This is a genomic window from Variovorax sp. FG153 (genome assembly GCF_057809595.1).
On the sequence record NZ_JBMDKG010000026.1, the window covers coordinates 59,080 to 79,345 of the forward strand.

Genomic DNA, 20,266 nt, shown 5'->3' on the forward strand with positions numbered 1-20,266 from the left:
ATGGCCAAGGAAAAGCATCTGCTCGACACGAACAACAACCTGCACCGCGACCCGATCACCGGCGAGCCCGGCTCGCACCCGGTGGGCACCGGCGTCGGCGCCACCGGTGGCGCGCTGGCCGGCGCGGCGGTCGGTGCGGTCGGTGGCCCCGCGGGCGCGGCGGCCGGCCTGATCGCCGGCGCCGTGCTCGGCGGCATGGGCGGCAAGGCCGTCGCGGAACGCGTGAACCCGAGCGTCGAGCGCGCGCACTGGGCATCGGCCTATGAGCGCGAGCCCTACTACGAGGCGGGCCGCAGCTACGACGACTATGCGCCGGCCTACGAGCTGGGCTGGAGCGGGCGTGCCGCGGGCCACGACGAGTTCGCGTCCGTCGAGCCCACGCTCGCACGCGAATGGGAAGCGCGCCGCGGTGCTTCGACGCTCGACTGGACGCGTGCCCGGCCCGCGTCGCAGGCTGCCTGGGAACGCGCCGACCGCCTCTACTACAGCGACGAGGACAGCGCGATTCCCGCGGTGGACGGCCCGCCGCTGGCCAACGACGACGTGGTCGACGTGATCAACGACCTGCTCGAGACCAGCCGCGACGGCGAATACGGCTTCCGTGTCTGCGCCGAGGAGATCGAGGATGCGCAGCTCCAGCGGATGTTCGCGGCGCGCTCCGCCGAGTGCGCCAGCGCGGCGGCGCAACTGGTGCGCATCGTCGAGTCCTATGGCGGGCAACCGGCCGCCGGCGGCACGGCCAGCGGCGCGATGCATCGCGGCTGGGTGCATGTGAAGGGCGCGGTCGGCGCCAACAGCCGGCTCTCGATCCTCGAGGAAAGCGAGCGCGGCGAGGACACGGCCGTGGCGCGCTACCGCAAGGCGCTCAAGCAGATGTTGCCGGCCGGCGTGCGCGAGATCGTCGAGGCGCAGGCGCGCGGGGCGCAGCGCAACCATGACCAGATCCGCGACCTGCGCAACGCGGAGCGCGCGGCGCGTTGATCGCGGTGCCCTGAACGACGAAGAGCCCGGCATGCCGGGCTCTTTTTTTGCGACCGCGTGGCGGCTACTTGCAGTTGAGCTTCATCGCCTCGATGCGGCCGCCGAAGCCGAGCCGGCTGATCAGCCCGCCTTCGCGGCTGTTGGCCGGGAAGCTCACGGTGCGGTCGCGGAACATCGCGTGCTGGTAGACCTCGAGCGTGGCGCGCGGGCCCACGGTCACGCTGTCGATGTCGCGCTGCAGCTGGCGCGCCGTGCCCTTGTCGAGGCTCTGCAGGGTGGCGGGGCCGACCAGCGTCACGACATCGCCCTGGAAGTCGCGCTTCGAATAGAACTGGGCCCAGCAGCCGGAGCCGTGCGCCGGGTCCTCGACGCGCAGCGGCACGAGCAGCACGGTGGGCTCGGCCTGGTTGTCGACGGCCGAGACCTTGGGCGTGCCGGTGGAACAGGCGCCGAGCGCGAGCGCGGCGGCGAGGCCCAGGGGCCAGAGGGTGCGGGAAGTCTTCATGATGGATGCAAAGGCTGGGATCGGGGAATGGCGCCGGCGGGCGGATCGAGGATCCGCCTGGCTCGAAGGGCCGAAGGCCTGCGCCGCGAAGCTTCAAGATAGCGGCCGAGCGGCGCGATGCCGTAGGAGAAAGGCGCGCGGCGCCGTCGCAGGCGGGCGTGCCTGTTCGTGGACTGCGTCGCACTCCGGCAAATAAAGCGCTTGCAATTGAATCGCATGCGATCTAATATTCTGCCCATGCCAGCCAAGAGAAGCACCTCCGCCCGAACCGTCGCCCCCAGTGCCGACCGGCTCACGCTGGACGAACAGCTGTGCTTCTCCGTCTACTCGACCATGCTGAGCCTCAACAAGGTCTACCGCGGCCTGCTGCGCGACCTCGATCTCACCTACCTGCAGTACCTCGTGATGCTGGTGCTGTGGGAGCGCGACGGCCTCAACGTGTCCGAGATCTGCACCCGCCTCTCGCTCGAGACCACCACGCTCACGCCGCTGCTCAAGCGGCTCGAGGCCCGCGGGCTCATCGCGCGTGCACGCTCGGCCCTCGACGAGCGCCAGGTCATCGTGTCGCTCACGGCCGAAGGGCGCGCGCTGCGCGCCAAGGCCAAGGCCATACCGGCCTGCGTCGCGCAGGCGATGGAGCTGTCGGGCGACGAGATCGACGGCCTGCGCGAACAACTGCAGACGCTGCGTGCCAGCCTCGACAGGAACGCATGACCTCCACCGTCTCTCGCGAGGCAGTCGTTGCCGGCTGCCTTTTTTCAAGGCATTTATATCGCATGCGATATTCATTCATACGCTAGTTCTCCCGTCCACCCGTTCCCTCCCCTCCAGCCAAAGGAAATCACCATGTCCTCGAACCAGACCCCCTCTTCTTCCACCACGCGCCGCGGCCTGCTGACCGGCAGCGCCGCCACGCTCGCGACCGGTGCCCTCGCCGGCGCGGGCCTCGCGCGCAGCGCCGAGGCCGCGCCCGCGCGCGCGGCCAAGGGCCAGCGCAGCTCGGGCAACACCATCGTCACCAAGGACGGCACGCAGCTCTACTTCAAGGACTGGGGCAGCGGGCAGCCCGTGGTCTTCAGCCATGGCTGGCCGCTGAATTCCGACAGCTGGGAATCGCAGATGCTGTTCCTCGCCTCGCAGGGCTTCCGCGCCGTGGCGCACGACCGCCGCGGCCATGGCCGCTCGAGCCAGCCGTGGAACGGCAACGACATGGACACCTATGCCGACGACCTCGCCACCGTCATCGAGACGCTGGACCTGAAGAACGTGGTGCTGGTCGGCTTCTCGACCGGCGGCGGCGAAGTCGCGCGCTACATCGGCCGCCATGGCACGAAGCGCGTGGCCAAGGCCGCGCTGATCTCGGCCGTGCCGCCGCTGATGCTCAAGACGGCCGCCAACCCCGGTGGCCTGCCGATCGAGGTGTTCGACGGCCTGCGCGCGGCGCAGCTCGCGAACCGTTCGCAGTTCTACAAGGACGTGCCCTCGGGTCCCTTCTTCGGCTTCAACCGGCCCGGTGCCAAGCCCTCGCAGGGCCTGATCGATTCGTGGTGGGCGCAGGGCATGCAAGGGGGCCACAAGAACACCTACGACTCGATCAAGGCCTTCTCGGAAACCGACTTCACCGAGGACCTGAAGAAGTTCGACGTGCCCACGCTGATCGTGCACGGCGACGACGACCAGATCGTGCCGATCGGCGCCGCCGGCCTGGCCTCGGCCAGCCTCGTGAAGAACAACAAGCTGATCGTCTATCCCGGCGCGCCGCACGGCCTGACCGACACGCACAAGGATCGCTTCAACGCGGACCTGCTCGCGTTCATCAAGTCCTGAGCGGGACATCCGGCGCGCGGGGTTGACGCGCGCGCCGGGCTTGCGTCTGATGCGGGCATGCACACGCCGCATCCACCAAGGACCTCGAGATGACATCGACCCCCTGGGACCTCGAACGCTTCGTGAGCGCGCAGGACCCGGTGTACGCCGAGGTCTGCGCCGAACTCGCCGCGGGGCGCAAGCGCAGCCACTGGATCTGGTTCGTGTTCCCGCAGCTCGCGGCGCTGGGCCGCAGTTCGACGGCGCGCTTCTTCGGGCTCGAGGGCATCGATGAGGCAGCGGCCTATTGGGCGCATCCGGTGCTCTCGCAACGGTTGCGACAGTGCACGCAGCTCGTGCTCGACGTGCAAGGCAAGAGCGCGCACCAGATCTTCGGCTCGCCCGACGATCTGAAGCTGTGTTCGTGCATGACGCTGTTCGAGATCGCCGCGCAGGACGAGCCGGTCTTCGGCGAGGTGCTGGCGCGCTACTACGGCGGGGTGCGCGACGAAGCGACGCTCGCGCTGCTCGGCGCCTGACTCAGAGCGCCATCAACCCGCCGGCGACAGCCGCCAGCACGACCACCAGCACCGGCGACATGCGCGCCCAGACCAGCAACCCGAAGGCCGCGAGCGCCAATCCGAAATCGGCGCGCGCGTGGATGGCGCTGGTCCACGCCGGATCGTAGAGCGCGGCCAGCAGCACGCCGACCACGGCCGCATTGACACCGGCCATCGCGCGCTGCACGCCCTCGCGCTGGCGCAGCGTCTCCCAGAACGGCAGCGCCCCCGCGACCAGCAGGAACGCGGGCAGGAAGATCGCGAGCAGCAAGGCCAGTCCGCCGAGCCAGCCGCCGAAGGGGGCGGGCATGACGGCGCCGAGGAATGCGGCGAAGGTGAACAAGGGCCCCGGCACCGCCTGCGCGGCGCCGTAGCCCGCGAGGAAGACATCGTTCGAGACCAGCCCGCTTGGCACCACCCCAGCCTGCAGCAGAGGGAGCACGACGTGCCCGCCGCCGAACACCAGAGCACCGGCCCGGTAGAAGTCGGCAACGACGGCAAGCCCTGGCAAGTGCCATGCGGCGGCCACGAAGGGCAGCACCACGAGCAGCACGACGAACAGCCCGAGCAGCACGGCACCGGTCGTCTTGCCCACGCCGTAATCGCGATGCCGGGCCGCGGGCAGAGGACCGAGCTGCAGCGCCCATCGGCCCACCACGCCACCCGCGACGATCGCCGCGATCTGCCCCCATGCCGAGGGCACCGCGAGCACCAGCAGCGCCGCGACGATCGCGACGCCCGCGCGCAAGCGATCGGGACACAAAGTCCTGGCCATCCCCCAGACGGCCTGCGCGACCACGGCCACCGCGACCACCTTGAGCCCATGCACGGCGCCCGACTGCGAGAGCGCGGACCATTGCGTGACGCCGGCCGCGAACAGCACGAGCGCCACGGCCGAAGGCAGCGTGAAGCCGATCCACGCCGCGATCGCCCCACCCCAGCCCGCGCGCCCCAGGCCCAGCGCGATGCCCACCTGGCTGCTCGCGGGCCCGGGCAGGAACTGGCACAGCGCCACCAGGTCCGAATAGCTCCTGTCGTCGAGCCAGCCACGGCGCTCGACGAAGGCCGCGCGGAAGTAGCCGAGATGGGCCACCGGGCCGCCGAAGGACGTGAGGCCGAGCTGGAGGAAGGCGAGAAAGACCTCGAGCACCGAGCCGCGTGCGCGGGCGGTGTCGTGGCCTTCGTCGGCGCGAAGGTCGGGGTCGGGTGGCTGCTGGGCGTTCATGGCGGCGCGGCAGTATCGGTCACGGCCGTGCAAGTTCGACGCGTCTCGCAACGACAAGATGTCTCCCAGATCGCCCGCCAGAATCCGCCTGCCCACCTCTCTCTCCTCCTCCCTCGGGGTGGGCTTTCCTCCCGGTCCGATGCGAGTACGGACCCTTCGGCCCGCCTCGTGCGGGCTTTTTTTTCGGCCCGCGCGCCCCTGCCGCCCCGGGGCCTGAAAGCGCGCGCGACAACGCCGACGGAATTCCGTAGGCAAAATCCGGGGCATGCGAAACGTAGAGGGACTGTCCGACCGCGAGCTCGAGGAGCTGGCCCGTGTCTGGCGCAAGCGCGCGCTGGAGGGCGAGCTGCACGCCAGGGGCACGGCCCATCTGCTCGAGACCGAGGCTCGGCGCCGCGTCGGCCTGGCGCGTTTCGATCCCGAAGCCCTGGACCTGCGTTCGCTGGCGGACCGGCAGTTTCTGCCGCACCAGGGGCTGGGCGCCCGACTGCTGAAGGCCGGCATGCTCGCCGCGGGGCTGACGCTGGTTCTGCTGCTGCTCGTGGCCTATCGCTGAACCACCTCGGGCGACGGCCCAAAGCAAAAGGCGCTGCAACCTGGAAAGTTGCAGCGCCTTGCAGTTTGGTGGCCTGGGGCGGAATCGAACCACCGACACGCGGATTTTCAATCCGCTGCTCTACCAACTGAGCTACCGGGCCTGGGATGGCACCTCACCGATTCACCGGAAGAACCTGGCCTTGAAGGCCTGTTCAACCACTGTGTTGCAGTGTGGAGCCTGCGATTATACAGCGCTTCTGCGGCCTCGCGAAAGATCCACACCAAGTTGTTTGAGCTTTCGGTACAGATGGGTGCGTTCGAGGCCGGTCTTCTCGGCCACGCGTGTCATCGAACCGTTCTCCATCGCGAGGTGGAACTCGAAGTAGGCCTTCTCGAAACCGTCGCGCGCATCGCGCAGCGGACGATCGAGATCGAAGCTCTGCGTGGACTGCGGGCCCTGGTCGGGCACGGGCACCGACGCGAGCGAGGCCATCAGCAGGCTGCCGCCCGTGGTGGTGATGGCGCTGGGCTGGCCATGGCCGGTGGGCGTGGGCACGACACCGGCCGCGGCGCGGCGTGCGCTCTCGCGCGCGAGGCCCTGCTCGACGGCCTTCAGCAGCTTCTGCAGGGTGATCGGCTTCTCGAGGAAGGCGAAGGCACCGATGCGCGTGGCATCGACGGCGGTGTCGATGGTGGCGTGGCCGCTCATCATGATGACGGGCATCGTGAGCAGGCCCGCGGTGGACCACTCCTTGAGCAGGGTCACGCCATCGGTGTCGGGCATCCAGATGTCGAGCAGCACGAGGTCGGGACGCGCACGCTGGCGCGCGGCACGTGCCTCGGCCGCGTTCTCCGCGAGTTCGACGTTGTGGCCTTCGTCATTGAGAATTTCGAAGAGCAGGTCCCTGATGCCCAGCTCGTCATCGACCACGAGAATGTTTGCCATGAGTGCTGCTTGTTGTGTGCGCTGGTGTGTTGGTGCGACGGCCTCTTTCGGTCGCGCCGCGCGGCGGAAGACTTACTTGGAATCTTCGGTGTGAGCGGCCGCTGCCTGCGGCTCGCCTGCCAGCGCGAATGATAGCGAGACTTGCGCCCCCGCTATAGCCCCGTCGACGACGCGGTTGGACAGCTCGATGCGCGCGCCATGCTCGTCGGCGATCTTCTTGACGACCGCGAGGCCCAAACCTGTACCTTTTGTTTTCGTCGTGACGTAGGGCTCGAACGCGCGCTTGAGAATGTTCTCGGCGAAGCCCGGTCCGCTGTCCTGCACGGTGAGCCGCACGCGCTGTCCCGAATCGCCGAGCCGCGTGCGGATCACGACCTCGCCGCGCTGCCCGGTGGCGCCGGCCGCGGCCTCGGCGGCATCCTGCGCGTTCTGCAGCAGGTTGTGGATGACCTGCCGCAGCTGCTGCGCGTCGCCACGGATCGGACGGCAGCGCTCGTCGGGCTCGAAGCGCAGCGCGATCGGCATGGTCTCGGCGTTGTAGAGATGGAGCACGTCGACCAGCAGCGCATTGAGATCGACGGGCTTGAGGTCGGCGGCCGGCAGCCGCGCGTAGTCGCGGAATTCGTTGACCAGCCGCTTCATCGCATCGACCTGGTCGACGATGGTCTTCACCGACTTGACCAGCACCGCCTGCTCGGGCGCGGCGACCTTGCCCGAAAGCTTCATCTCGAGCCGCTCGGCCGAGAGCTGGATCGGCGTGAGAGGGTTCTTGATCTCGTGCGCGAGGCGCCGCGCGACCTCGCCCCAGGCCTGCGCGCGCTGCGCCGAGACGATCTCGGAGATGTCGTCGAACACCAGCAGCCGCGCGGCCCCGGGCAGCTCGGCGCCGCGCGCCACGATGTTGATGGCGCCCTCCTGCTGCGGCAGGTCGGTGCCGGTGGCATGCAGCTCGAAGGCATGCTGCCAGTGGTCGAGGCCATGCTGCATGCGCTCGACGAGGAAGTCCTCGAACTGCTGCTGCACGGCCGCGCCGAAGTCGGCCAGGCCCGGGACCTCGGCGAGCGGCTGGCCTTCGTAGGCGGCCAGCGGCGCGCGCAGCACGCGCGTGGCGCCGGGGTTGGTCGACAGCACGGTGCCGGCCGCATCGAGCACGATCACGCCCGAGGTCAGGTTGTCGAGGATGGTCTGCAGGTTGGCGCGCGCGGCATCGAGCTGGCCCATGGTCTTCTCGACCGCGGTGCGCGCCTCGGCCAGCTGCTGCGTCATGACGGCGAACGAGCGCGTGAGGCCGCCGAGCTCGTCCTTGCCCTGCGACACGGCCGTGGGCCGCAGGTCGCCCGCGGCCACCTGGCGCACGCCGTCGGCCAGCACCAGCAGCGGCCGTGCGAGCTGGTTGCCGAACAGCACCGCGAGCAGCACGGCACCGAACACGGCGAGGAACAGGCTCAGCGTGAGCGTGCCGATGTACATGCGGCGCAGGCCCACGCGCCCGAGCGCGCGCTCCTGGTACTCGCGGTTGGCCTTGTCGACCGCGAGCGCGTTGGCCACCACGTTGGGCGGCAGCGGCCGCGTGACCTGCAGGAAGCGCGGCGCGGCATCGAGGTCGAAGCCCGGGCGCTGCACCATCGCGAGCGCGCGCACGGTGGCCGGCGGCAGCAGGATGCCCGGTGGCGGCTCGTCGAGTCCCTCGACATGGGCGATGGCGCGGTCGGCGCGCACCTGGCGCAGCTGCTGCGGCGTGGGCCGCTCGGGATTGAGCTGGAAGCGCGACGCGCCCGCGGTGGCGATGAGCTGGCCCGCGTTGGTCCACAGCACCACGTCGGTCGCCTCGAGCTGGTCGCGGATGCGTTCGAGCGCGAGGCCCGCGCTCGCATCGGACACCTGCGCGAGCTGGCCGCCGGCCGCGCGCGTCTTGGCCGCGAGATCGTCGGACAGCGCGTCGAGCGTGGCGCGCCCGAGGTTCAGGCCCGAGTTCAGCGCGCCCTCGACCTTGACGTCGAACCAGCTCTCGATCGAGCGCTCGACGAACTGGTAGGACACGACGTAGACCAGCGCGCCCGGCACCACGCCCACCAGCGCGAAGATGGCGGCGAGCTTGATCAGCAGGCGGCTGCCGAACTTGCCCTGCCGCAACCGGCGCAGCAGCCGGAACGCGACCCAGCCGATCACCAGCACCAGCACCACCGCCACCACGACGTTGATGCCGAACAGGCGCACGTAGTAGCGCTCGTAGAGCTCGCGGTTGTTGGTGGCCTGGGCCAGCAGGAACATCAGCACCAGGCCGATGGCGGTGACCAGCGCGGCGCCGACGCCCACGGCCCAGCGCATCGCGCGCGAGCGGCGCGCGGCGGGCGTGGCCGCGGCACCGCTGCGCGGCTTGGAACTCACCGCTGCTTCTCCACCGCCAGGCGCGCGCTGCGCTCGGCGGAGATGTTCCAGTCGGCCTGGCCGGCCACGCCGATCTGGAACGGCCGCGGCAGCTGCGAGGTGTCGAGCCGGAAGCGGAAGGTGACCTGGTGCAGCGGATCGTCGCCGATCTCGGCCGAGTCGCCCATGCGCAGCCGGCCCACGCGCCGCACGGCCTCGAGCGCATCGGCGAGGCTGTCGAAGTTCTGGTTCAGCGACAGGCTGAAGCTGGCCGAGCCCGACAGCGGCAGGGGCGAGACGTTGAGCCGCCAGCGGCGGGTCAGCGGCTGGTAGGCCAGCCGCATGTGGCGCGTGGCCTGCGCGACCTTGCGGTCGGTCCAGTACCAGCGCTCCTGGAACATCTCGGCCTCGGCCACGAAGTAGATCGCGATGCCCTTGTCGAGCACGTCCTCGACCAGCGCGGGCAGCTCGAACTGCACGGCGGCATTGAGGTAGACGGCATCGTCGGACTGCTCGAGCCGCATCTGGGTGACGGCGGCGGCATTGCGCGTCTGGGCCAGCACGGGCGGCGCCAGCACCGTGACGAGCAGCACGACCACCAGCGCCAGCAGCACCAGCCACCGGGGCTTGCGCGGTTCAACCCGGGTGCTTTTCAAGCAGGGCGTAGAAAAAGCCGTCGTGGTCACCCAGGGGATTGTCCTGGACGGCACGGGCATTCGCCCCGCTTTGAGGCAGCAAATGCCCCGGCGATGGCCGCAATCGGGCGTCGGTGTTGTGTGCAAGAAACGCATCGATCTGTTGCGAACCCTCTTCCCGAAACACCGAACAGGTGCAGTAAAGCAGCCGTCCGCCGGGCTGCACCAGGGGCCAGAGCGCCGCCAGCAGCGCGGCCTGCTGCAGCGCCAGCTGGGCGGTGTCGCTCTCGCGGCGCAGCCAGCGCACGTCCGGATGGCGGCGCACGATGCCCGAGGCGGTGCAGGGGGCATCGAGCAGGATGGCGTCGAACGGCGTCCGGTCCCACCAGTCGGCGGGCCGCGCCGCGTCGGCCACCACCACCTTGGCTCGCAGGTCGAGGCGCGTCAGGGTCTCGTCGATGCGGCGGCTGCGCACGGCGTCGACCTCGAGCGCGGTCAGCTCGAGGGCATCGGGGCCCGCGAACTCGAGCAGGTGGGCGGTCTTGCCGCCGGGCGCGGCGCAGGCGTCGAGCACGCGCAGCCGCCGGCCGGACGGCGCCGCGAGCCCGTCGAGCAGCAGCGGCGCCGCGAGCTGGGCGGCGGCGTCCTGCACCGAGCAGGCGCCATCGGCGAAACCGGGCAGTTGCTGCACCGGCCGCGCGCGCGCGAGCTGCAGCCCGTTGAGGGCGACCGGCGTGGCCGGCATGTCGAGCGCCGAAAGCTCGTTGCGATAGGGGCCGGCGGCGGTCTTGCGCACGTTCACGCGCAGGGTCATCGGCGCCTGGGCGTTGTCGGCCTGCAGCACGCGCTGCCAGTCGCGCGGATGGTCGCGCTTGAGCTTCTCGATCCACCAGCGCGGATGGTTCCAGTGCGCCACCGGTTCGGCGTCGGTGGCGGCCACGAGCTCGTCGCGCTCGCGCAGGAAGCGCCGCAGGCAGGCATTGATGAAGCTGGCCTGCGCGCGCGTGGCCGGGTTGCGCTTGGCGGCCTCCACGGTCTGGTCGACCAGCGTGAAAGGCTCGTAGGGCGACTGCGCCGCGTCCCAGGCCAGGCCGAGCGCGGTGCACAGCAGCGCATCGGGCAGCGGCGGCGGCGTGCGCTTGGCGAGATGGCGGCGCAGGGCTTCGGCGCGGCCGAGCCAGCGCAGCACCTGGAAGCCCAGCGCCTGGACGCCGGGACGCAACGCCGGCTCGACGGCCTCGAAAGCGACCGAGCCCGAGGTGCCGGCGCGGATCGACGCCAGCGCCCCCGCGGTCAATTGCAGTTGGCGCCAGAGCGGCGGTTGCAGCGGCGAAGCGCCGCCGTGCGAGGGGTCAGAAGGAAGAGCAGGCAATGCGGGCGATGTTAAAGGGCCCGGATGTCCGCCACCCGGGCAATATGAAGAACGAAACGGGCGGCCGAAGTTCAGTGCAGCGGCGCCGCGGGCCTCAGACGCACGGCCCATGCCACCAGCAGCGCCGGGAACTGGGCGATCGCCGCGTTGTAGCTGGCGACCGCGAGGTTGAACTGGGTGCGCGCGATCTCGGCGGCGGCCGACGGCTCGGGCCAGGCCATCGGCTCGACCGCGATCGCGCCCGCGGCCGCCACCGGCACCAGCGCGTTCGCCGTCGAGGCCTGCCCCGCGGGACGCGACAGCGTGCCGTCGGGATGGAAGGAGGTCACCGCATCCGGATGCCGGCGCTGCCAGGCGGTCAGCAGCACCTGCAGCGCGGTCGCGAGCGCCGACATGCTGCCGGCCTCGAGCGGGCGCTGCCGGGTCGCGCCGAGCAGGGTGGCCATCTGCGTGGTCGCGGCCTGCAGCGATGCGGCGCCCGCCGCAGTATCGGCCGATTCCTCGGCGGCCGACGGCGCGCTCAGGCTGGTCTGCACGAAGTCGAGCTGGCGCGCCAGCGCGGCGTCCAGCGTGGCATAGGCCTGCAGGACCGCGGCCCGCAGCCGCACCAGCCGGTTGTAAGCGCCGACAAACCAGAACAGCAGCACGGCCACGACGACCCAGCCGGCCAGCGAATCGGGCAACACGCTCATCGACGGCACTCCAGGAAAAGCGGAAACGAAGGACGGGAGGGCCGGCGGAAAACCGGCGCCCCCATGAAAAAACGCCTCCCGACCGCGAGGGCCGGGAGGCGTTCACGACCGGTCATGGCCGGGCGATGCTAACCAGTTATTCGGTCGCGGCGCCTTCGCTGGCGTCGGCCGTGGTGGTGGCATCGCTGGACGAACCAGCCAGTTCGGCGGCTTCGGACTCGGCGATGGCGCGGCGCTCGGCCTCGTCCATCTCGTCCTTGGCCTTGCGTGCCTGGTGGTACGCCATGCCGGTGCCCGCGGGAATCAGGCGGCCGACGATGACGTTTTCCTTCAGGCCGCGCAGCTCGTCGCGCTTGCCCATGATCGCGGCCTCGGTCAGCACGCGCGTCGTTTCCTGGAACGAAGCGGCGGAGATGAACGAGTCGGTCGACAGCGAGGCCTTCGTGATACCGAGCAGCAGGTTGGTGTACGTCGCGGGGATCTTGCCGTCGGCGCGCAGGGCGTCGTTGGTGTTGAGCATTTCGCTGCGTTCGACCTGTTCGCCCGAGATGTAGTTGGTGTCGCCGACGTTGTCGACCACGACGCGGCGCAGCATCTGGCGAACGATCACCTCGATGTGCTTGTCGTTGATCTTCACGCCCTGCAGGCGGTACACGTCCTGCACCTCGTCCACGATGTAGCGCGCGAGTTCTTCCGAACCCAGCAGGCGCAGGATGTCCTGCGGGTCCGCCGGACCGTCGACCACGCTCTCGCCCTTGTTCACCACCTGGCCTTCGTGCACCAGGATGTTCTTTTCCTTCGGCACGAGCTCTTCCCAGACCTTGCCTTCCGGGTCGGTGATCTGCAGGCGGATCTTGCCCTTCGTCTCCTTGCCGAACGACACGGTGCCGGTCATCTCGGCCAGCATGCCCTTGTCCTTCGGCGAACGGGCTTCGAACAGCTCGGCCACGCGCGGCAGACCGCCGGTGATGTCGCGGGTCTTCTGGCCTTCGACCGGAATACGCGCCAGCACTTCGCCGGGGCCCACGTCCTGGCCGTCGCGCACCTGGATCAGCGCGCCGATCGGGAAGCCGATCGTCACCGAGTGGTCGGTGCCGGGGATCTTCACCTCGGCGCCCGAGGCGTCGATCAGCTTGACCTGCGGACGCACGACCTTGGCGGCGCCGCGGCGCTTCGGGTCGATCACGACCAGGGTCGACAGACCGGTCACGTCGTCCACCTGCTTGGCGACCGTGAGGCCTTCCTCGACGTTCTCGAACTGGGTCTTGCCGGCGAATTCCGTGATGATCGGACGCGTCAGCGGGTCCCAGTTGGCGAGCACGTGGCCGGCCTTGATCTGCTGGTCGGCCTTGACCGTCAGCGTCGCACCGTACGGCACCTTGTGGCGCTCGCGCTCGCGGCCGTGCTCGTCATGGATGACGATCTCGCCCGAACGTGCGATCACCACCAGCTCGTTCTTGCTGTTGGTCACGTAGCGCATCGTGGCGTTGAAGCCGATCACGCCGTTGGACTTGGCCTCGACGCTCGAAGCGACAGCCGCGCGCGAAGCCGCACCACCGATGTGGAAGGTACGCATCGTGAGCTGCGTGCCCGGTTCGCCGATCGACTGCGCCGCTATCACGCCGACCGCTTCGCCGTTGTTCACCAGACCGCCGCGGCCGAGGTCGCGGCCGTAGCACTTGGCGCAGATGCCGAAGCGCGTGGCGCAGGTCAGCGCGGTGCGGACCTTGACTTCGTCCACGCCGTCGGCCTCGATGGCCTCGATCGTGTCCTCGTCGAGCATGTCGCCGGCCTTGACCAGCACGGCGCGCGTCTCGGGGTGCACCACGTCTTCGGCCGCGGTACGGCCGAGGATACGGTCGCGCAGCGATTCGATGACTTCACCGCCCTCGACGATCGCGCGCATCAGCGCGCCGTCGTGCGTGCCGCAGTCCTGCTCGATCACGACCAGATCCTGCGTCACGTCGACCAGACGGCGGGTCAGGTAGCCCGAGTTCGCCGTCTTCAGCGCCGTGTCGGCCAGACCCTTTCGGGCACCGTGGGTGGAGATGAAGTACTCCAGCACGTTCAGGCCTTCGCGGAAGTTCGCGGTGATGGGCGTCTCGATGATCGAGCCGTCCGGCTTGGCCATCAGGCCGCGCATGCCGGCCACCTGGCGGATCTGGGCCGCGGAACCGCGGGCACCCGAGTCGGCCATCATGTAGATCGAGTTGAAGGACTCCTGCTCGACTTCCTTGCCGTGGCGGTCGATGACCTTCTGCTTCGACAGCTTGGCCATCATCACCTTCGACACTTCGTCGCCGGCCTTGCCCCAGATGTCCACCACCTTGTTGTAGCGCTCGCCGGAGGTCACGAGACCGGAGACGTACTGCTGCTCGATCTCCTTCACTTCCTTGGCCGAGCGGTCGATGATGCCGTGCTTCTCGGCCGGCACCAGCATGTCGTCGATGGCGATCGAGATGCCGGCCTTGGTCGCGAGGCGGAAACCGTTCTGCAGCAGCTTGTCGGCGAAGACCACGGTCTCCTTCAGGCCGCACTTGCGGAAGCTCACGTTGATGAGCTTGGAGATTTCCTTCTTCTTCAGCGCCTTGTTGATGTTCGAGAACGGCAGGCCCTTGGGCAGGATCTCGGACAGCAGGGCACGGCCCACGGTGGTGTCCACGAGCGAGGTCGACGGCACGAATTCGCCGGTTTCCTTGTTCTTGGTGTACTCCGTGATGCGCACGGCGACCTTGGCGGTCAGCTCGACCACGTTGGCGTCGAGCGCGCGCTGCACTTCACCGATGTCCGAGAACATCAGGCCTTCGCCCTTGCCGTTGATGCGGTCGCGGGTCGTGTAGTACAGACCCAGCACCACGTCCTGCGAGGGAACGATCGAGGGTTCGCCCGAAGCGGGGAACAGCACGTTGTTGGAGGCCAGCATCAGCGTGCGGGCTTCCATCTGCGCTTCCACCGACAGCGGCACGTGGACGGCCATCTGGTCGCCGTCGAAGTCGGCGTTGAAGGCCGCGCAGACCAGCGGGTGCAGCTGGATCGCCTTGCCTTCGATCAGGATCGGCTCGAAGGCCTGGATGCCCAGGCGGTGCAGCGTCGGTGCGCGGTTCAGCATCACCGGGTGCTCCTTGATCACCTCTTCCAGGATGTCCCAGACCACCGGCGTGCCCGATTCGACTTCCTTCTTGGCAGCCTTGATCGTGGTCGCGATGCCCATGGCTTCGAGGCGCGAGAAGATGAAGGGCTTGAACAGCTCGAGCGCCATCAGCTTCGGCAGGCCGCACTGGTGCAGCTTGAGCGTCGGGCCCACCACGATGACCGAACGGCCCGAGTAGTCGACGCGCTTGCCCAGCAGGTTCTGGCGGAAGCGACCGCTCTTGCCCTTGATCATGTCGGCCAGCGACTTGAGCGCGCGCTTGTTGGCGCCCGTCATGGCCTTGCCGCGGCGGCCGTTGTCCAGCAGCGAGTCGACGGCTTCCTGCAGCATCCGCTTTTCGTTGCGCGCGATGATTTCCGGAGCCTTGAGCTCCAGCAGGCGGCGCAGACGCGAGTTGCGGTTGATGACGCGGCGGTACAGGTCGTTCAGGTCGGAGGTCGCGAAGCGGCCGCCGTCCAGCGGCACCAGCGGACGCAGGTCCGGCGGCAGCACGGGCAGCACGTCGAGCACCATCCAGTTGGGCTTGATGCCCGACTTGCGGAAGGCCTCGAGCACCTTCAGGCGCTTGGAGTTCTTCTTGACCTTGACTTCGGAACCGGTCAGGTCGCCGCGCAGCTTCTCGATCTCGCTGTCGAGCTCGATGCCCTCCAGCAGGTCCTTGATGCCTTCGGCGCCCATCTTGGCGATGAACTCGTCACCGTATTCCTTGCGCTTCGTGTCGTAGTCGTCCTCGGACATGATGCTGAACTTCTTCAGCGGGGTCATGCCGGGGTCGGTCACCACGTAGGCTTCGAAGTACAGCACGCGCTCGATGTCGCGCAGCGTCATGTCGAGCACCAGGCCCAGGCGCGACGGCAGCGACTTCAGGAACCAGATGTGCGCGCAGGGAGCGGCCAGGTCGATGTGACCCATGCGCTCGCGGCGAACCTTGGTCTGCGTGACTTCGACGCCGCACTTCTCGCAGATCACGCCGCGGTGCTTGAGGCGCTTGTACTTGCCGCACAGGCACTCGTAGTCCTTGATCGGGCCGAAGATCTTGGCGCAGAACAGGCCGTCGCGTTCGGGCTTGAACGTGCGGTAGTTGATCGTCTCGGGCTTCTTCACCTCGCCGAAAGACCACGAGCGGATCTTTTCGGGCGAAGCCATGCCGATCTTGATGGCATCGAAATGCTCATCCGGGGTGAACTGCTTGAACAGGTCGAGTAGCGATTTCATAAGACTCTATCCCCTTCGTTTACGAACGCTCGAGCTCGATGTCGAGACCCAGCGAACGGATTTCCTTGACCAGCACGTTGAACGATTCCGGCATGCCGGCTTCGATCGAGTGCTCGCCCTTGACGATGCTTTCGTAGACCTTGGTCCGGCCCTGCACGTCGTCGGACTTCACGGTCAGCATTTCCTGCAGGACGTAGGCAGCGCCGTAGGCTTCCAGCGCCCACACTTCCATTTCCCCGAAACGCTGGCCGCCGAATTGCGCCTTGCCGCCCAGCGGCTGCTGCGTGACCAGCGAGTACGGGCCGGTCGAGCGCGCGTGCATCTTGTCGTCCACCAGGTGATGCAGCTTCAGGAAGTGCATGTAGCCGACGGTGACGGGACGCTCGAACTGGTCGCCGGTGCGGCCGTCGAACAGATAGGCCTGCGTGCGGCTCTCGGTCAGGCCCTTGGCCTTGGCGATGTCGTCCGGGTAGGCGAGCTTCAGCATGCCGCGGATTTCCTCTTCCGAGGCCCCGTCGAACACGGGGGTCGCGAAGGTCGCGCCGTTCTGCAGGTTCGCCGCCATCTCGAGCACGTCGGCGTCGCTCAGCGAGGCGATGTTCTCCTCGCGGCCCGAGCCGTTGTACAGCTGCTCCATGAACTGGCGCAGCTCGGCCGCCTTGGCCTCCTGCTGCAGCAGGTCGCCGATGCGCTGGCCGATGCCCTTGCCGGCCCAGCCCAGATGCACCTCGAGCACCTGACCCACGTTCATCCGCGAGGGCACGCCCAGCGGGTTCAGGCAGATGTCGCACGGCGTGCCGTCGGCCATGTGCGGCATGTCCTCGATCGGAACGATCTTCGACACCACGCCCTTGTTGCCGTGGCGGCCGGCCATCTTGTCGCCGGGTTGCAGGCGGCGCTTGACGGCCAGGTAGACCTTGACCATCTTGAGCACGCCCGCGGGCAGCTCGTCGCCCTGCGTGAGCTTCTTGCGCTTTTCTTCGAACGCGAGGTCGAAGCTGTGGCGCGTCTGCTCGAGCGAGTTCTTGATCGACTCCAGCTGCGAGGCCACTTCCTCGTCGGCCGGACGGATGTCGAACCAGTGGAACTTCTCGACCGACGACAGGTAGGCCTTGTCGAGCTTGGTGCCCTTGGCGAGCTTGTTCGGGCCGCCGTTGGCGACCTTGCCGGTCAGCAGCTTCTCGATCCGGTCGAAGGCGTCGGCCTCGACGATGCGAAGCTGGTCGTTCAGGTCGAGGCGGAAGCGCTTGAGCTCGTCGTCGATGATCTGCTGGGCGCGCTTGTCGCGCTGGATGCCTTCGCGGGTGAACACCTGCACGTCGATCACGGTGCCTTGCGAGCCCTGGTCCACGCGCAGCGAGGTGTCCTTCACGTCCGAAGCCTTCTCGCCGAAGATGGCGCGCAGCAGCTTCTCTTCCGGCGTCAGCGTGGTCTCGCCCTTCGGCGTGACCTTGCCCACCAGCGTGTCGCCGGGCATGACTTCGGCACCCACGTAGATGATGCCGGACTCGTCGAGGCGGTTGAGCTGCTGTTCGGCCAGGTTCGGGATGTCGCGCGTGATTTCCTCGGCGCCGAGCTTGGTGTCGCGGGCCATCACCACCAGTTCCTCGATGTGGATCGAGGTGTAGCGGTCGTCGGCCACGATGCGTTCGGAGATCAGGATCGAGTCTTCGAAGTTGTAGCCGTTCCAGGGCATGAACGCGATCAGCATGTTCTGGCCCAGGGCCAGTTCGCCGAGGTCGGTCGATGCACCGTCGGCCACCACGTCGCCCTTGGCGATCTTGTCGCCGCGCTTGACGATCGGACGCTGGTGGATGTTGGTGTTCTGGTTCGAACGCTGATACTTGATCAGGTTGTAGATGTCCACGCCGACTTCGCCGGCCGCGGCCTCGTCGTCGTTCACGCGCACCACGACACGGGTCGCGTCGACGTAGTCGACGATACCGCCGCGGGTGGCCGTGACCACGGTGCCGGAGTCGACCGCGGAGACGCGCTCGATGCCGGTGCCGACCATCGGCTTCTCGGGACGCAGCACGGGCACGGCCTGGCGCTGCATGTTGGCGCCCATCAGCGCGCGGTTCGCGTCGTCGTGCTCGAGGAACGGAACCAGCGAAGCGGCCACCGACACGATCTGCGCGGGCGACACGTCCATGTACTGGATGCGCTCGGCGCCGACCAGGATCGATTCGCCGGCTTCACGCGCCGACACCAGGTCGCCGGTCAGCTTGCCATCCTTGTCCAGGGCCGCGTTGGCCTGGGCGATGACGTACTTGCCTTCCTCGATGGCCGACAGGTAGTCGATCTCGTTCGTGACCTTGCTGTCGACCACGCGGCGGTACGGCGTCTCGATGAAGCCGTACTCGTTGAGGCGGGCATACAGGGCCAGCGAGTTGATCAGGCCGATGTTCGGGCCTTCGGGCGTTTCGATCGGGCACACGCGGCCGTAATGGGTCACGTGCACGTCGCGCACTTCGAAGCCGGCACGCTCGCGCGTCAGACCGCCCGGGCCAAGGGCCGACACGCGGCGCTTGTGGGTGATCTCGGACAGCGGGTTCGTCTGGTCCATGAACTGCGACAGCTGCGAGGCGCCGAAGAACTCCTTCAGCGCGGCCGAGATCGGCTTGCTGTTGATCAGGTCGTGCGGCATCAGCGGCTCTTGCTCCGCCTGGCCCAGACGCTCCTTCACGGCCTTCTCGATACGGGCCAGGCCGGTGCGGTACTGGTTCTCGGCCAGTTCGCCGACGCAACGCACGCGGCGGTTGCCGAGGTGGTCGATGTCGTCGACTTCGCCGTTGCCGTTGCGCAGGTCCACCAGGATCTTGACGACCGCCAGGATGTCCTCGTTGGTCAGCACCATCGGGCCGGTCGACTCGTCGCGGCCGACCTTGGCGTTGAACTTCATGCGGCCCACACGCGACAGGTCGTACGTGTCCGGGTTGTAGAACAGGCGCTGGAACAGGGCCTGCACCGCGTCTTCCGTCGGCGGCTCGCCGGGGCGCATCATGCGGTAGATCGCCACGCGCGCGGCGAACTCGTCCACCGTCTCGTCGATGCGCAGGGTCTGCGAGATGTACGCGCCCTGGTCGAGTTCGTTGGTGTAGATGACCTGGATGTCCTGCACGCCGGCGCCGCGCAGCTTCTTCAGCAGCGATTCGGTCAGCTCGTCGTTGGCCTTCGACAGGATCTCGCCCGAGTCGGGGTCGACGATGTTGCGCGCGATCACGCGGCCGATCAGGAAGTCTTCCGGCACGCTGATGTGCGTGGTGCCGCCCTGCTCGAGTTCACGCGTGTGGCGCGCGGTGACCCGCTTGTCCTTGGCGACCACGACCTTGCCCGACTTGTCGGTGATGTCGAAGCGCGCGACTTCGCCGCGCAGGCGCTCGGAGACGAACTCCATCTGCGCGCCGCTGTCCATGAGGCGGAAGTTGTCGTTGACGAAGAAGTTCGCGAGGATCGATTCCGGGTTCAGGCCGATGGCCTTCAGCAGGATCGTGACCGGCATCTTGCGGCGACGGTCGACGCGGAAGTACAGCATGTCCTTCGGGTCGAACTCGAAGTCGAGCCACGAACCGCGGTAGGGAATCACGCGGGCCGAGAACAGCAGCTTGCCCGAGCTGTGCGTCTTGCCCTTGTCGTGTTCGAAGAACACGCCCGGCGAACGGTGCAGCTGCGAAACGATCACGCGTTCCGTGCCGTTGATGATGAACGAGCCCTTCTCGGTCATGAGCGGCACTTCGCCCATGTAGACCTCTTGCTCCTTCACTTCCTTGACCACCTTCGACTGCGAGGTCGACGACTCGCGGTCATAGATGATGAGCTGGACCTTGGCGCGCACCGCCGAGGCGAAGGTCAGACCACGGGTCTGGCACTCGCGCACGTCGAACGCCGGCTTCGCCAGGTTGTACTCGAGGAACTTCATCTCGACGAAACCGTTGTGCGAGACGATCGGGAAGGCGGCGTCGAACGCGGCCTGCAGGCCTTCGACAGTGCGTTTTTGCGGAGCGATGCCCGCTTGCAGGAACGCGGTGTACGCGTCCTTCTGCATCTGCAGCAGGTAGGGAATTTCGACGACGCTGTCGCGGCTGCCGAAACTTTTTCGGATGCGCTTGCGTTCGGTGTAACTGTACGCGGACGATTGGGCCATGAGAGCTCCGGTGCTTGAGATCTTCAGCGACTTGTCAGCAATGCCGGGACGAACGGCACCACTGCTTGGCGGCTGGCCACTACCAGCCGTTGGCGGACAGCGATGCGTTGCACATCGCCCGAACCAAGGG

General features: G+C 68.1%; 14 protein-coding genes and 1 tRNA gene. 5 read left to right on the forward strand and 10 right to left on the reverse strand.

What is annotated here, in order from left to right; genetic code table 11:
• Nucleotides 1–981, forward strand: a complete 981-nt coding sequence (locus ACODT0_RS25155) for a PA2169 family four-helix-bundle protein (RefSeq protein ID WP_057593222.1) — start codon at nucleotides 1–3, stop codon at nucleotides 979–981.
• Between the two features lie 64 nt (nucleotides 982–1,045).
• Here ACODT0_RS25155 and ACODT0_RS25160 read toward each other — a convergent pair whose 3' ends face one another.
• Nucleotides 1,046–1,486 (reverse strand): beta/gamma crystallin domain-containing protein, encoded by a 441-nt coding sequence (locus ACODT0_RS25160; protein ID WP_057593223.1) that lies wholly within the window; start codon nucleotides 1,484–1,486, stop codon nucleotides 1,046–1,048.
• Between the two features lie 237 nt (nucleotides 1,487–1,723).
• On the opposite strand from ACODT0_RS25160, the gene ACODT0_RS25165 reads away from it, so the two are divergent.
• The 3 genes from ACODT0_RS25165 (at nucleotide 1,724) to ACODT0_RS25175 (ending at nucleotide 3,831) form a co-directional block, all read left to right on the forward strand.
• Nucleotides 1,724–2,200 (forward strand): MarR family winged helix-turn-helix transcriptional regulator, encoded by a 477-nt coding sequence (locus ACODT0_RS25165; protein WP_261216417.1) that lies wholly within the window; start codon nucleotides 1,724–1,726, stop codon nucleotides 2,198–2,200.
• Between the two features lie 132 nt (nucleotides 2,201–2,332).
• A complete protein-coding gene (locus ACODT0_RS25170; RefSeq protein WP_489042576.1) occupies nucleotides 2,333–3,313 on the forward strand; it encodes an alpha/beta fold hydrolase in 981 nt (326 codons plus the stop codon).
• 89 nt (nucleotides 3,314–3,402) lie between these two features.
• On the forward strand, nucleotides 3,403–3,831 hold the full coding sequence (locus ACODT0_RS25175) for a DUF1810 domain-containing protein (RefSeq protein ID WP_489042577.1): 429 nt from the start codon (nucleotides 3,403–3,405) through the stop codon (nucleotides 3,829–3,831).
• Between the two features lies 1 nt (nucleotide 3,832).
• Here ACODT0_RS25175 and chrA read toward each other — a convergent pair whose 3' ends face one another.
• Nucleotides 3,833–5,077: a chromate efflux transporter gene (gene chrA, locus ACODT0_RS25180; protein WP_489042578.1), complete on the reverse strand. Its 1,245-nt coding sequence runs from the start codon at nucleotides 5,075–5,077 to the stop codon at nucleotides 3,833–3,835.
• Between the two features lie 265 nt (nucleotides 5,078–5,342).
• On the opposite strand from chrA, the gene ACODT0_RS25185 reads away from it, so the two are divergent.
• On the forward strand, nucleotides 5,343–5,633 hold the full coding sequence (locus ACODT0_RS25185; protein ID WP_057593228.1) for a hypothetical protein: 291 nt from the start codon (nucleotides 5,343–5,345) through the stop codon (nucleotides 5,631–5,633).
• 66 nt (nucleotides 5,634–5,699) lie between these two features.
• Here the strand turns inward: ACODT0_RS25185 and ACODT0_RS25190 are convergent.
• The 8 genes from ACODT0_RS25190 to rpoB all read right to left on the reverse strand — a co-directional run bounded on the left by ACODT0_RS25190 (nucleotide 5,700) and on the right by rpoB (nucleotide 20,136).
• Nucleotides 5,700–5,775, reverse strand: a tRNA-Phe gene (locus ACODT0_RS25190).
• 83 nt (nucleotides 5,776–5,858) lie between these two features.
• Nucleotides 5,859–6,560 (reverse strand): response regulator, encoded by a 702-nt coding sequence (locus ACODT0_RS25195; protein ID WP_489042579.1) that lies wholly within the window; start codon nucleotides 6,558–6,560, stop codon nucleotides 5,859–5,861.
• Between the two features lie 72 nt (nucleotides 6,561–6,632).
• Nucleotides 6,633–8,948: a sensor histidine kinase gene (locus ACODT0_RS25200; protein WP_296725601.1), complete on the reverse strand. Its 2,316-nt coding sequence runs from the start codon at nucleotides 8,946–8,948 to the stop codon at nucleotides 6,633–6,635.
• Nucleotides 8,945–9,583, reverse strand: a complete 639-nt coding sequence (locus tag ACODT0_RS25205) for a DUF4390 domain-containing protein (RefSeq protein WP_057596624.1) — start codon at nucleotides 9,581–9,583, stop codon at nucleotides 8,945–8,947. Before ACODT0_RS25205 ends, ACODT0_RS25200 begins: the two co-directional genes overlap by 4 nt.
• Nucleotides 9,564–10,934: a 16S rRNA (cytosine(967)-C(5))-methyltransferase RsmB gene (gene rsmB, locus ACODT0_RS25210; RefSeq protein ID WP_489042580.1), complete on the reverse strand. Its 1,371-nt coding sequence runs from the start codon at nucleotides 10,932–10,934 to the stop codon at nucleotides 9,564–9,566. Before rsmB ends, ACODT0_RS25205 begins: the two co-directional genes overlap by 20 nt.
• A 71-nt stretch (nucleotides 10,935–11,005) precedes the next feature.
• Complete coding sequence (locus tag ACODT0_RS25215; protein ID WP_489042581.1) at nucleotides 11,006–11,626, reverse strand: LemA family protein; 621 nt, start codon at nucleotides 11,624–11,626, stop codon at nucleotides 11,006–11,008.
• A gap of 136 nt (nucleotides 11,627–11,762) precedes the next feature.
• Nucleotides 11,763–15,992, reverse strand: a complete 4,230-nt coding sequence (gene rpoC / locus ACODT0_RS25220) for a DNA-directed RNA polymerase subunit beta' (RefSeq protein WP_057596626.1) — start codon at nucleotides 15,990–15,992, stop codon at nucleotides 11,763–11,765.
• A 19-nt stretch (nucleotides 15,993–16,011) separates the two neighbouring features.
• On the reverse strand, nucleotides 16,012–20,136 hold the full coding sequence (gene rpoB, locus ACODT0_RS25225) for a DNA-directed RNA polymerase subunit beta (RefSeq protein WP_057596627.1): 4,125 nt from the start codon (nucleotides 20,134–20,136) through the stop codon (nucleotides 16,012–16,014).
• Nucleotides 20,137–20,266 lie beyond the last annotated feature (130 nt).

Bases quoted from the DNA above. Each gene is read 5' to 3' on its own strand.
- ACODT0_RS25155 (WP_057593222.1), top strand. From the start codon at position 1: ATGGCCAAGGAAAAGCATCTGCTCGACACGAACAACAACCTGCACCGC.
- ACODT0_RS25160 (WP_057593223.1), bottom strand. From the start codon at position 1,486: ATGAAGACTTCCCGCACCCTCTGGCCCCTGGGCCTCGCCGCCGCGCTC.
- ACODT0_RS25165 (WP_261216417.1), top strand. From the start codon at position 1,724: ATGCCAGCCAAGAGAAGCACCTCCGCCCGAACCGTCGCCCCCAGTGCC.
- ACODT0_RS25170 (WP_489042576.1), top strand. From the start codon at position 2,333: ATGTCCTCGAACCAGACCCCCTCTTCTTCCACCACGCGCCGCGGCCTG.
- ACODT0_RS25175 (WP_489042577.1), top strand. From the start codon at position 3,403: ATGACATCGACCCCCTGGGACCTCGAACGCTTCGTGAGCGCGCAGGAC.
- chrA (WP_489042578.1), bottom strand. From the start codon at position 5,077: ATGAACGCCCAGCAGCCACCCGACCCCGACCTTCGCGCCGACGAAGGC.
- ACODT0_RS25185 (WP_057593228.1), top strand. From the start codon at position 5,343: ATGCGAAACGTAGAGGGACTGTCCGACCGCGAGCTCGAGGAGCTGGCC.
- ACODT0_RS25195 (WP_489042579.1), bottom strand. From the start codon at position 6,560: ATGGCAAACATTCTCGTGGTCGATGACGAGCTGGGCATCAGGGACCTG.
- ACODT0_RS25215 (WP_489042581.1), bottom strand. From the start codon at position 11,626: ATGAGCGTGTTGCCCGATTCGCTGGCCGGCTGGGTCGTCGTGGCCGTG.
- rpoC (WP_057596626.1), bottom strand. From the start codon at position 15,992: ATGAAATCGCTACTCGACCTGTTCAAGCAGTTCACCCCGGATGAGCAT.
- rpoB (WP_057596627.1), bottom strand. From the start codon at position 20,136: ATGGCCCAATCGTCCGCGTACAGTTACACCGAACGCAAGCGCATCCGA.